The 12,431-nt window shown below is 61.7% G+C and carries 12 protein-coding genes; 5 read left to right on the top strand and 7 right to left on the bottom strand.

The features are described from left to right. Window positions 1-118: 118 nt before the first annotated feature. The 6 genes from ACIGEK_RS15170 to ACIGEK_RS15145 all read right to left on the bottom strand — a co-directional run bounded on the left by ACIGEK_RS15170 (window position 119) and on the right by ACIGEK_RS15145 (window position 7,274). Window positions 119-1,060, bottom strand: coding sequence for an ABC transporter substrate-binding protein (locus tag ACIGEK_RS15170; protein WP_397494121.1), 942 nt, complete (start codon window positions 1,058-1,060; stop codon window positions 119-121). Window positions 1,061-1,064: 4 nt separating this feature from the next. Then, window positions 1,065-1,889, bottom strand: coding sequence for an ABC transporter ATP-binding protein (locus tag ACIGEK_RS15165; protein ID WP_397494120.1), 825 nt, complete (start codon window positions 1,887-1,889; stop codon window positions 1,065-1,067). Continuing rightward, complete coding sequence (locus tag ACIGEK_RS15160; protein ID WP_397494119.1) at window positions 1,889-2,932, bottom strand: FecCD family ABC transporter permease; 1,044 nt, start codon at window positions 2,930-2,932, stop codon at window positions 1,889-1,891. Before ACIGEK_RS15160 ends, ACIGEK_RS15165 begins: the two co-directional genes overlap by 1 nt. Window positions 2,933-2,934: 2 nt before the next feature. Next, window positions 2,935-3,972: a FecCD family ABC transporter permease gene (locus ACIGEK_RS15155; protein ID WP_394233468.1), complete on the bottom strand. Its 1,038-nt coding sequence runs from the start codon at window positions 3,970-3,972 to the stop codon at window positions 2,935-2,937. 58 nt (window positions 3,973-4,030) lie between these two features. After that, entirely contained in the window at window positions 4,031-5,992 is a 1,962-nt protein-coding gene (locus tag ACIGEK_RS15150) for a TonB-dependent receptor domain-containing protein (protein WP_397494118.1), read from the bottom strand. A gap of 61 nt (window positions 5,993-6,053) precedes the next feature. After that, window positions 6,054-7,274, bottom strand: a complete 1,221-nt coding sequence (locus ACIGEK_RS15145; protein WP_397494117.1) for an MFS transporter — start codon at window positions 7,272-7,274, stop codon at window positions 6,054-6,056. Between the two features lie 102 nt (window positions 7,275-7,376). On the opposite strand from ACIGEK_RS15145, the gene fhuF reads away from it, so the two are divergent. Beyond that, entirely contained in the window at window positions 7,377-8,213 is an 837-nt protein-coding gene (fhuF, locus tag ACIGEK_RS15140; protein ID WP_397494116.1) for a siderophore-iron reductase FhuF, read from the top strand. Between the two features lie 6 nt (window positions 8,214-8,219). On the opposite strand, the gene ACIGEK_RS15135 is transcribed toward fhuF, so the two are convergent. Continuing rightward, window positions 8,220-8,621, bottom strand: a complete 402-nt coding sequence (locus ACIGEK_RS15135) for a hypothetical protein (protein WP_397494115.1) — start codon at window positions 8,619-8,621, stop codon at window positions 8,220-8,222. Window positions 8,622-8,730: 109 nt separating this feature from the next. Between ACIGEK_RS15135 and ACIGEK_RS15130 the strand changes: the two genes are divergently transcribed. The 4 genes from ACIGEK_RS15130 to ACIGEK_RS15115 all read left to right on the top strand — a co-directional run bounded on the left by ACIGEK_RS15130 (window position 8,731) and on the right by ACIGEK_RS15115 (window position 12,420). Beyond that, window positions 8,731-9,147, top strand: a complete 417-nt coding sequence (locus ACIGEK_RS15130) for a hypothetical protein (protein ID WP_397494114.1) — start codon at window positions 8,731-8,733, stop codon at window positions 9,145-9,147. Window positions 9,148-9,268: 121 nt separating this feature from the next. Continuing rightward, a complete protein-coding gene (locus tag ACIGEK_RS15125) occupies window positions 9,269-9,589 on the top strand; it encodes a hypothetical protein (RefSeq protein WP_397494113.1) in 321 nt (106 codons plus the stop codon). After that, window positions 9,576-10,991, top strand: a complete 1,416-nt coding sequence (locus ACIGEK_RS15120; protein WP_397494112.1) for a TolC family protein — start codon at window positions 9,576-9,578, stop codon at window positions 10,989-10,991. The genes ACIGEK_RS15125 and ACIGEK_RS15120 overlap by 14 nt, the downstream gene beginning before the upstream one ends. 16 nt (window positions 10,992-11,007) lie before the next feature. After that, complete coding sequence (locus ACIGEK_RS15115; RefSeq protein ID WP_397494111.1) at window positions 11,008-12,420, top strand: multicopper oxidase family protein; 1,413 nt, start codon at window positions 11,008-11,010, stop codon at window positions 12,418-12,420. Window positions 12,421-12,431: the final 11 nt, after the last annotated feature.

Here is a 12,431-nt window from a genome sequence, read left to right as displayed (position 1 = left end):
CAGTAGCTGCGTAAGATATGTGTAAGAGGGGCTTTAGCCGCGAGCTTTCTGAGCAGCATTCGCGCCTAAAGCGGAATGCCGCCCAGCCCCTCCCACAAGTGCTACAGCGGTTAACCGCTTAGTTTTTGATCGACTGAGCGTCGGCTTTGCCGAGCAGCTGTTCGATATCGGCAATCACCTGCAAGGCGGCCTGTGGGCCGCCTAGGGAGGTCCATAGCGAACCATCGACTGCGCCAAAGCGTTTGCCCTGAATCGCCGAGAGTTGCTTGAACGCCGGAGTCTGTTCGGCCTGTTGCAGGGCTTCCACAGCTTCGCCGCTAGTGCTCAGAGTGCCGATTACCAGCCAGTCGGCATCCAGCAGTTGCAGTGACTCCAGGCTCAGGGCCATGGAGTGGGTGTGGCCGGGGTCTTGTTGGTAGCGCGGACGCACCAGGCCAACGTCGCTGATTACGCTGCTGGCGAAGGCATCTTTGAACATGTACGACGGGCCTTTTGGATTCCAGCGCACGATGCTGAATGTCTCGCCTTGATGCGCTTTGAGGCGTTCACGGGCTTCGGCGGCGCGGGCGTTGTAGCGCTCAAGCAGGGCGTCGGCGGCGGCGCTTTGGTTGAGTGCGTTGGCGGTGCGTTGCAGGCTTTCCTGCCAAGGTTTGGCCCAAGCGAAGGTGATCACTGTGGGGGCGATTTCGTTGAGGATCGCCAGTTGCTCGGGTTTTACCGGGCCGGTGAGGATCAGATCCGGCTCCAGCTCCAGTAGGGTTTCCAGGTTGGGGTTGTCGATATCTCCGACCACCTTGATCCCCGCTACGGCTTTGCTGTCCAAATAACGCGGTGGTGCGGCCTGGCCACGGCCATTAATCGTGCCGACCGGGGTGATGCCCAGGGCCAGGGCGGCATCCAGATCCAGCTCGCTCAAGGTAATTACCCGCTGCGGCGCGCTGGGTACGGTGACCGGGTGACCGAAGGCGTCTTCGATCTGACGGGTGTCGGCCACGGCGGCCGTGTTCAGCAGTTGGCTGACCAGCAGCAGGGGCAGGCTCCAGCGCAATACAGTAGTCATCGGGTTAGTCCTGTGCAGAATGGATGGGTTTGCGCCGGCGTGGCACGACTACCGGGGCGCCGTCATCGGGCGCTGCGAGGATGTCGACGTCGGTGTCATAGAGTTGGTCGATCAGGGCCTTGTTGATCACCTCGCGGGCTGCGCCCATGGCGGCGATGCGGCCATTGTCGAGGGCGATGATTTCATCGCAGTAGCGCGCGGCCACGCCGAGGTCGTGAATCACGATCAGCACGGTGCGGCCTTCGGCGACGATATTCAGCACCGCCTCCATAACCTCGGCCTGGTGGCCGATATCCAGAGCGCTGGTGGGTTCGTCTAGCAGTACCAGGTCGGTGTTCTGCGCCAGGATCATACCCAGCCAGGCGCGCTGGGCCTGGCCGCCGGACAGCGAGGAGGCGACCTGTTGCCAAATGTCCTGCAGTTGCATGGCGTCGCGAGCACGGGCGACTTGTAAGGCGTCTTCTTCGTTCCACTGGTTGAACCAGCCCTGGTGCGGATGACGGCCGTATTGCACCAATTGTTCGACGCGAATGCCCTCGGCCATCACCGGGCGTTGCGGCAGAAAGGCCAGCTCGCGGGCCAGGGCTTTCATCGCGTAGCGCTGCAGCGGCGTGCCGTTGAGTTCGACCAGGCCGCCCTGTAACGGCAGTTGCCGCGCTAACAGCTTAAGCAGGGTGGATTTACCGCTGCCGTTGGGCCCGACAATGCCGATCAGCTTGCCTTTCGGCAGCTCGAATGAGATGTCCTGCAACACGCTTTTACCCGGGTAGGCAAAGCTCAGCTTGTGTGCGCGCAACTGCGCAGGAACGGGCGGGGCTAACGGCGTCATCAATCGGAACCTTTGCGGTCTTTGAGCAACAGGATCAGCAACAGCACACCGCCGAGCAGGCGGGTCATGATCCCGGTGGGAATTTCCTCGGGTTGGGCCAGCAGCCGCGACAGGGTGTCGCTGCCCACCAGCAACACCGCGCCACATAACGCTGCCAGCCAGATGGGCGCGAGGTGATCACGGCTTAGCCAGGAGGCGATGATCGGAGCAGCCATGGCGATAAACACCACCGGGCCGCCAATCGCGGTTCCCAGTGCTGCCACCAGAATCGCCACGCCGAGCACCGCCAGTTGCAGCGCCGCCACCTTGACGCCGAGGTTCTGCGCGGTCGCTTCACCAAAACGCAGCAGCGCCAGTGGGCGGTTGAGCCAGGCCAGTAGCGGGCAGAGTGCGAGCAGAATCAGCGCAATTGGCGCGACCGTGCTGTAGCTGGCCCCGGCGAAGTGGCCCATGGTCCACAGGTAGATGCTGCCCAGGTGTACCAGCGGCTGAGTGGCCATCATGAAATCGCCAACGGCCCCGAGCAGTTCCGACAGGGCGATGCCGATCACGATAAACAGATAGCCTTGCTCACCTGGGCGGCGGCACAAGACGAACAGCGCCACAGCGGCCAATGCCGCGCCCAGTGGCGAGGCCCACCAGGGCCAGCTGCCGACGGTTAAGTAGAGGGCGAAACCGATCACCGCCAGCGACGCACCTTCGTTGACGCCGATCATGTCTGGAGTCGCCAGGCGATTACGCACCAGTGTCTGGATCAGGCAACCGGCCATGCCCATGGCCAGCCCTGCGACCACCACGGCGGCGATGCGCGGCATGCGGATCTTGAACACCATGATGTCGTTGAGTTTGCTGCCCTGGCCGCCAAGGGTGGCCAGCACATCGGTTACGCCCATGCGTCCGGAACCGAGGCTGATGGCCATGACCACCAGCGCCAGCAATACGCCGAGTACCAGCAGGCTGAGCAGCCAAGTGCGGCGATGCAACAGTAGGTTCAATGGACCCAGACGCAGGTGCCAGAGCCCGGAGGGGTGGTTGGAGTGCATGTCTATTTCACCGCCAGTAAGGAGCGGAAGCCGCCGCGTAACACGATAGCGATCAAGGCCGGCGCGCCGAGCGCAGCGAGGAGGGTGCCGACCGGTAGCTCATAGGGTTGCACCAGCCAGCGTGCGAGGATGTCGGCGGCGAGCAGAAACAGCATGCCGAACAGGCTGGAGAACAGCAGCTGGCGCAGCAGCGCTACCGGTTCCAACAGGCGGGCGCAGTAGGCAGCGAGGAAACCGACAAAGCCGATTGGCCCGGCCAGGGCGATGGCGCAGGCGGTCAGCAGGGTGGCCGCGAGCAGCACGCCAACGCGCACCCAGGTGGTCGAGATGCCCAGGGCGCGGGCCTGGCTGTCGCCCATCTGCATCAGCGTCAGTTGCCGGCACAGCAGGATCGCGAGTACCAAACCGAGCAGGGCCATGGGGCTGACTGTGATCACGGCTGACAGCTCGGAAGCCGACAGCGAGCCAAGATTCCAGTAGCGAAACTGCTCTAATGCGACGCGTGTGGAGAGCAACAGAAAGTTGGCGATGCCGCCAAACACCGCCGCCAGCGCCATACCGGCGAGGATCAGTTTGAGCGGGCTGGCCTGGCCGAGCATCACGCCGATACCGAGCACCAGCAGGTTACCTAGCAGCGCCCCGGCACCGGCCCAGAGCAGGTAGCCCTGGGTCGACTCGACGCCAAAGTAGATCAGCCCGACCACCAGACCGAGCACCGCGCCGGCATTCACCCCGAGCAGGCCGGGTTCGGCCAGTGGGTTGCGCGTTGCGCTTTGCAGCAGGGTGGCGGCCAACGCCAGGCTTGCGCCGACCAGCAAGGCGGCGATGGTGCGCGGCAGGCGCAGGCTGTTAACCACCATGGCCAATTTTTCATCGGCCAGGCTGCTGGGGTCGCTGAGAAGAAAACCAAGCACGTCCGCCGCGCCGTATTGCCCAGCACCGGTAGCCAGGGATAGTGCCAGCAGGCCGAGCAGCAACAGGCTGCCGGCGAGCAGGGCATGGCGTTGCTGGATGCGGAGGGTACGGGTTGTTTGGCTCATGGTTCTACTGGGCAGAATTAGGGTAACCCCGGCAACATGCGCCGCCGGGGTACGGGTGTTACAGGTCGTAGCTGAAGCCTACATAGAAGGTGCGGCCCATCAGGATGTGGTCGATGGACTGGGCGACGTCATCACGCTTGGTGTTGGTCAGATTGTTCAGGCCAGCTTTGAGTGTGAGTTCTTTGGTCGCCTGGAAGTTGCTGCCCACGCTAAGGGTGGAGTAAGCCCCCGATTCAAAGCTGGCTGATTTAGCCGGTACGACCAGCATCTGGCTGCCGGTGTACTGGTAGTCCAGGTTCAGGCCCAGTTTCGGCAGTGCCTGCCAGTCGAAGCCGATATTGGCTATGTGTTGCGGGCTGTAGTTCAGTGGCTTGCCGGTATCGCGGTCTTCTGCGTCGGAGTAGGTGTAGTTGGCGCGCGCCGCCAAGGTGTCAGTAAAGGCGTAGCGGCCCTGTAATTCGTAGCCTTGGATGCGCGCTTTGCTGACGTTGGTGTAGGTCATCACCTTGGGACGATACCCGGCGCGCCAGCTATCGCTGACGATCATGTCTTCAATCTCGTTGTTGAAGAACATGATGCCGGCCTGCAGGCGGTCGTCCTGATACAGGGTGCCCAGCTCATAGCTGACCGAGGTTTCCGGTTTCAGGTCCGGATTACCGACGATTTGGCACATGCCGCGGCAGGCCAGCACGCTGTAGCTTTCATCGGATTGGGTGATGTCTGGAGCCTTGAACGCCTTGCCGGCGCCGCCCTTGAGTACCCAATTGTCAGTCAGGTTGTAGATGCCGTAGAGGCGCGGGCTGAATGCGCCACCGAACACTTCGTGGTCATCCCAGCGTGCGCCAAGGGTGATGTCGAGTGCGCCGAGGGAGAATTCATCTTGCAAGTAAATGGCTTTCTGATCGACTTCGGTTTCTTTGCCGAGGTTCTGGTTGTGCTCCAGGGTGGTACGGCGCAGCTCGCTACCGGCGGTCAGCAGGTGGCTACCGAGGGTGGTGGAAATCTGCCCGTCGACGGTGTGGTTATTCTGCTCCACCTCACCGACGCGTTTGCGCAGCGCCGTCATGATCTGCGAGTCGTCGGTCAGTTCGACTTTTTCGTAGTAGTAGCGCACACGGGAGTTGAAGCTGTCCCAGCTGCCGTTATGGGCCAGGCCAAAGGTGGTGCGATCCATGTCTTGGATATTGGTGATCAGCGCACCGTAGTTGTTCCAGCGCGCTTTGCGTGCTTCTTCGCGGTGACTGATATCCAGGTCGATACTTTGCTGTTCGTCGATCAGCCAGCTGAGAGAACCCAAGATGTTGTTGCCGCGGCGTTTTTCCGCAGCATCGGTGCCTTTTAGGGTGAGTTGTTCGGTCTGCCAGGCTTCCTGGTCGGTGGACTCGACAATCAGATTGCCCAGTACGGTGTCCTCAATCAGCGCACCACTGAGGTAGCCGCTGGTCTTAAGGCTGTCACCTTCATCGCCCTTACGGGGGCTCTCATAGCTGGCGGCTACGCCAGCTTTGGTGCTGCTGGTTGGCTGACGCAGGATCACGTTGACTACCCCGCCGAGGGCATCGGCGCCATACAACGAAGACATCGGGCCGCGGATTACTTCGATACGCTCGACCGCCGCCATGGGGATCGAAGACAAGTCGAAGTCGTTGGCGTAGTTGGAGGTCAGGGCGTCACGCGAGTTGATGCGACGGCCGTTGACCAGCAGCAGGGTGTAGTCCGAATCCATGCCACGAATTTTGATCTCCTTGCGGCCATAGGCCGAGGAGGTGTTGATGTGTACGCCAGGCAGGCGCTTTACAGCATCGGCCAGGTCGTAGACCGGCATCTTGTCCAGCTCCGCGCGGGTAATAACCGAGGCGCTGGCAGGAACGCTCAACTGACTGTGGGCCGTTTGCGAGGCCGTAACGATGCTGTCTTCCAGGGTGACGCTGTTGTCGGCCAGTGCCGCGAAAGGCAGCAGACCACCCAGTACGCCTACCGAGATGGCTCGACGGCGATTGATGTTTCTGACAAAAGACATGACAGGTTCCATTTTGAGTAAGTGTTGACGCGTTGCAGCTGATCACTGGTGATCGGCGGTTTCAGCCCGCCTGTGTTGTTATTCCTGCGGTGTGGCTGGCGGCGTCGCGTCGCCGGATACCGCGTTGGAGCAACCACATACCCACCCCCGTGAGTATTCCGACGACCACATAAAAGCCGCTCAACTGGTTGAAGCCCTGAAGCTGGTTGTATGCGCCGGTGCTCAGGTAGAGCGCCGAAAACAGGCTGCCAAGCCCGGCGGCGACGTTGCTGACGGTGCCCTGAAACGCCATAAATGCGGCGCGCTGGTGCGGCGGCGGGATCGCGGCGGCGATGGTCATGCTGCTGTTGGTGCGCACCGCACTGGCGGCCATAAACAGCACGAAGACCAGATAGATCGACAGGCCAATCGGCGTGGCGAAACCCAGCAGCGTGGTCAGTGCCAGACCGAAGCTGCTGAGCAGAATCACCGTCAGCGCCTGGCCACGGTCGATCCAGATACCGCCCAAGCGCATGGCCGCGAGGCTGGCCAGGCCGCCGCAGAGAAACAGCAAGCCGATCTGCTCGCGCGGAAAATTCAGGTTGAACTGGAAGTAGTTGGAGAAATGCGGCACCAGCAGAAAGTGGCCAAATATCTGTAGCGCGGTGATCGTCAGTGCGCCCAGGCACAGCGGGGATTTCAACAACGGCAGCACCGAACCGCTTTGCCGCGCACTGCTGGCCGGGATGTGCAGCAGCAGGTGACACAGCAACGCCAGCGCCAGGCCCAGGCCGCCGAAGACGATAAAGGGCGCTTGCCAACTCCAGCGCAGCGCCAGCTCCAGAGCCAGGGGCACCACCACAATGGCTGCCAGAGAAAAGCCCATGCCGATATAGGCGAGTTTTCGCCCGCGTTCGGCCGGCGGGATGATGTCGAGCATGCTTGCCATCAGCAACGCGCCCATAGGCCCGGCAACCAGGCCGGAGAGTACAAACAGCAGAATCAGCTGCTCGGCGCTACTGGTCAGGGCACAGGCCGTCAGCAGGGCGAAACGCAGGGTCAGAAGGATCACCAGCGCCTGCTTGCGCGGCAGGCGATCCAGCCAGGGCGCCGCCAGAGCCATGCTCAGGGCTGAGGCGAGCGTGGCGCCGCCACTGATATAGCCGACATGGCTGGCCTGCATGCCGAGGTGACGAACCAGATCTGGACCCAGGGGCATCACCATCATCAGGCTGCCGATGGAAAGCAGATTTATCAGCATCGCCAGATGCACGGCTGCTTTCGACTGTCCAACATCATCCATGTGCATAACCGCTCTAGATTGGGCGCGGGCTGCATCTTAAGTAATGAATCAGTATTTCGCAAACGCTAATCGTTAGCGTTACTATTGGTTTCTTTGTTATGGATGAAGGCATTGCAAGCCAAGGAATTTCCCATAAAGGTTGAGTCGGTTGAACCGACGCGCCTGCCAGTAGCCCCGGCTGCGGATGATGCAGCAGCGGGTGAGATGCTGGGCGCGCTCGCCCCGCTGTTCAGTGGCGATCTGGCGCGTTACCGCAATGTTTTTGTGGCGGCGGATGATCCGCGTGAAGCCATCAGTGGCGCCGAGTTTCTCCAGCCGCAGATGCTGAGTGAATTGATGGCGCGCTTTCGTCCGCAGTTCGCGTCGGCAGACCAGCGCGGTTTGGCGTCAATCTGGGCTAATCAATACTTTATGCGCCTATTTCCGCCGGTGATCAGTGCGGCGCTGCTGCTGAACCAGCGCATGCCGCTGCAGCTCGAACAGTTGTCGATCATCGTCGATGGCGAAGGCTTGCCACTGGTGTTCAAGCTGCCAGGGCCTTGCGAGCAGTTGCCGCCGCCGCAGAACCCCTTTGAGCGCTTTGCTCATCTGCTGGATAACAACCTCCAGCCGTTTATCCAGGCGCTCTGCGCCCATACTGGGGTATCTGCGAAGGTGCTCTGGAGCAATGCCGGCAACTACTTCGAAGCCTGGCTCGGGCAACTGCAAAAGCGTAGTGAGGAACCAGCGCTACTGCTTGATGGTGAACGTCTGCTAAGCACCGCGCAGCGTCCGGATGGCTCGCGCAACCCGCTGTATGCGCCAATCCGCTATGTCGATATCGAGCACGCTGACGGCCAAGTGCGGCCCTGGCGGCAGCGTCGTTTGTGTTGCATCCGCTACGTGTTGCCAGGAGTGGAGCTGTGCCCCAATTGCCCACGGCTCAAACAGCCTCAGTAGCACTTGCTACGCATCGCGCAGTAAGTCGTGAGCGTTTAGCAGGCCATAGGCAATATCCGGGCGCTTTTCCAGGCCGCGGCGGATAGCGGTGGGGATGGATTGGCGGGCTTTGCGGCAGAGGCCAGGTAGTTCGTCGATTTGAATGGCAATGCCGCGCATGCTGCGTACTTCATTAAAGCCTGGGGCGACGTTGATGCGTATTCCCAGCTGTTCATAGATGCGTTTTTGCAGCTTTTCCAGGTCGGCTAGGCTATCAAGGTTTTCCAGGCGGTCGAGCAGGCGTTTTTCTTCCAGGCGGGTTAGCAGCAGGATGCGGACGTCGCTGCTGGGATTTTCCAGCAGTCGCTCGCGGCCGCAGTCGCAGGCACCGGGAGGGCAGGGTTGGCGCAGCGGTGGTGTGCTGGTCATGGCCCGATCATAGCCAGCTGTGCGGGCGTTTGCCCATCTCAGGCATAGACAAATGATGCATTGGGTGGATAATCCGATCCATCAACTGTGCTGAAGACAAACTCGCACCATGCGTAAAACCCTGCGTACCGCTCTGATCTGGATGCTAATGCTCGCCCTCCCGGCGCAGAGCATGGCCGCCATCAGCATGCAGTTATGCGCGGTAACCCAGCAGAGCGGGGCGATGGCCCAGGTTGACCCGCAAATGGCGGCGCATCATCCGGGCGCGATGGTCATGGCTGAGCCTGCGAAGGCATCTGCCCATGGCGAACATCACGCCAGCGACACTTCCAGCAAGTCCGTGTCTACCGCCGATAACAGCCTGTGCAGCCTCTGCGCCTTTTGTGTTGGTGCGGTGGCCCTGAGCACGGTGGTTGCCAGCAATTCCCCACTGCAAGCGGTCGAGCCGTCCTTGGCGCGACTGGATCAGTTTGTCGGCTTTATCGCCGAAACCCCCGAAAGACCCCCACGCCTGTTTCTCGCCTAAGCCAAATCGTGCGTTGACGCACCTGGTGCAGTTGCTGCCCAGGCCCGCGTAACGCGTATTTAGCTATTGGTCGGTGTTTGCCTGCGCAGCGCAGGCGCGCCGCCGCACGCGAGACTATTCGATGATGCGTTTTCTCTTTACCCGTTGGCAGGCGTTTATCTGCCTGGCATGGCTGCTGCCGGCCGGCAGCTGGGCCGAGTCGCCCGACCCGCTGGACGCCCAGGCCGCCACGCCGGCTCTGCACTATCAATCACCACTCAAGGCCTACCAGGGTTTTACGGAGCAGCCGCTGCATGACTGGCGCGAGGCCAATGATCTGGTCGGTCGTATCGGCGGCTGGCGCACTTATGCCCAGGAGCCCTGGGAACAGCCGGCCGAGCCCGCTAGCGCAGCCGATAGTCCATCAGCCAAACCGATGGAGCCGCAGCATGGCCATCACTAAATCAAGTGGCATGACGAGCCGCGTCGGGCTTGGCGCTATGGTTGTTCTACTGAGCGGCTGCGCCAGCTTTAGCCAGGATGGTGGTTTTACTCAGGTCGAGCAGGCCAGCCAGGCGCAGTTGGACAAACAGGTGACCTGGGTGAAAACCCCGCAGCAGCGTAGCCAGGTGGCCGAGCGGGTTGCCGAGTTGCTGGCCGAGCCGCTGACGGTGGATGCCGCAGTGCAGGTTGCCTTGCTGAATAACCGCGACTTGCAGGCAAGCTTCGATGCGCTGGGTATCAGCGAAGCCGAGCGTGTGCAGGCCGGGCGTATTCCTAATCCGGGCTTTTCCTTCGGGCGTTTGGAGAAGGGCAGCGAGGTGGAGTACGAGCGCGGGCTGCATATCAACCTGGCGCGGCTGATCGCCATGCCACTGACCTCGGGCATGGAGGCCAAGCGCTTCGAGCAGGTGCAGCGGCAGACCAGCCTGGCGTTGTTCGAGCTGGCCAGCCAGACGCGCAAGGCCTGGTACCGCGCGGTGACGGCGCAGGAAAGCCTGGCTTATATGCAGCAGGTTATGCAGGCGGCCGAGGTTTCGGCTGAGCTGGCCCGGCGGTTGGCCGCAGTGGGCAACTACAGCACCTTGCAGCGCGCCCAGGAGCAGAGCTTTTACGCCGATGCCGGGCTTAACCTGATCCGTGCCGAACAGGCCCGGGTGCAGAGCCGCGAGCAGCTGATCCGCCTGCTTGGCTTGTGGGGCGAGCAGATCGATTTTCGCTTGCCCGAGCGTCTGCCTGAGTTGCCGGCTAAGCCTGAGCAGTTGCCGGATGTCGAGCGCATGGCTATGGCCCAGCGTCTGGATATCCAAGCCGTGCGCCTGGACGCTGAGCGGCTGGCCAGCAACCTGGGGCTGAGCAAGACCACACGGTTTATCAACGTGCTGGAGCTGGGCGTGGTGAATAACAGCTCCAACGAAGAGCCGACTCAGCGCGGCTACGAGATCAGCGTCGAGTTGCCGCTGTTTGACTGGAGCGGCGCCAAGGTGGCCAAGGCCGAGGCGCAGTATCGGCAGATGCTCAATCGCGCCGCTGCCACGGCGGTCAATGCGCGTTCGCAAGTTCGCGAAGCCTATCTGGGTTACCAGGCCAGCCATGACATCGCCCGTCATTACCGTGACGAGGTTTTGCCGCTGCGCGCACGTATCGCCGAGGAAAACCTCCTGCAGTACAACGGCATGTTTATCAGCACATTTGAGCTGCTCGCCGATGCGCGCAAACAAATCCTCGCGGTCGATGGCTATCTGCAGGCGCAACGGGACTTCTGGATCGCCAAGGCTGATCTGGACATGGCCCTGTTGGGCGCGCCCAGCCTGCCAACCAGCACTTCGGTTATGGCCGCCACCGACGAGCCCGCCGGGCACTGATCAAGGATATTTCCCCATGGTTTCACGACGTGATTTCTTTCTCGGTGCCAGCGCGATTACTGCTGCTGTTGCCAGCTCGGCGGTCAGCCGGGTATCCCTGGCCGGCATACCTGAGGCGGTGTCCCAGGGCAGCGCCGACACCCAGCCGCCGCTGCAACCGCAGAACGGCCTGCCCTATAACCCGGTGGTCACCCTCAATGGCTGGACCCTGCCGTGGCGGATGAACAACGGGGTCAAGGAGTTCCACCTGGTCGCCGAGCCGGTGGTGCGCGAGCTGGCGCCGGGCTACAAGGCCCATTTGTGGGGCTATAACGGCCAGTCGCCGGGGCCGACCATCGAGGTGGTGGAGGGCGATCGGGTGCGTATTTTCGTCACTAACAAGCTGCCGGAACACACCAGCGTGCACTGGCACGGTCAGCGCCTGCCCAATGGCATGGATGGCGTCTCCGGGCTGACCCAACCCTCCATTCCGGTGGGCAAGACCTTCGTTTACGAGTTCGTCGCTCGCCGCCCCGGCACCTTTATGTACCACCCGCATGCAGATGAAATGACCCAGATGGCCATGGGCATGATGGGCTTTTGGGTTACTCATCCCAAGGAACACCACCCGCTAATTAGCGAAGTGGATCGGGATTTCTGCTTTCTACTTAACGCCTATGACATCGAACCTGGAGCAGCCACGCCGCAGATCATGACCATGCTCGACTTCAACCTGTGGACTTTTAACAGCCGCATCTTCCCTGGCATCGACCCGTTGGTGGTGCGGCATAACGACAAGGTGCGCCTGCGCGTCGGCAACCTGACCATGACTAACCACCCGATCCATCTGCACGGCCACGAGTTTGAAGTGACCGGCACCGATGGCGGACCGACGCCGCTGGGCTCGCGTTGGCCAGAGGTAACCACGGATATCGCGGTGGGGCAGATGCGTCAGGTTGAGTTTCTTGCCGACGAGGAGGGCGACTGGGCGTTTCATTGCCACAAGAGTCACCACACCATGAACGCCATGGGCCATGACGTGCCGACGCTGATTGGTGTCGATCACCGCGAGATGACGCGCAAGGTCGCCAAGCTGATCCCTGATTACATGGTGATGGGCGAGCGCGGCATGACCGATATGGCGGAAATGCAGATGCCGCTGCCAGACAACACCGCACCGATGATGACCGGCGACGGCCCCTTCGGCTCAGTGGAAATGGGCGGCATGTTTACCGTGCTCAAGGTGCGTAAGGATCAAGCGCTCGGCGATTACCGCGACCCGGGCTGGTTCAAACACCCGGCCGGCACTGTGGCCTTTGAGTGGAAAGGGGAGCTGGCCAAACCGGCGCGTTCGAGCGAGGCCGGCGGGCAGTCGATGCCGCTTAAGCAACCGCCTGGCGAGCCGGTCGAAGTGCAAGTGCGTAAACCTAGCGGCCATGCTGGCCATTGAGGAGGTAGACC

The sequence above is a fragment of the Pseudomonas sp. NPDC079086 genome (assembly GCF_044542155.1).
Lineage (GTDB): Bacteria > Pseudomonadota > Gammaproteobacteria > Pseudomonadales > Pseudomonadaceae > Aquipseudomonas.
The sequence above is the reverse complement of the archived record's forward strand: the minus strand, read 5'-3'. Positions and strand labels throughout refer to the sequence as shown.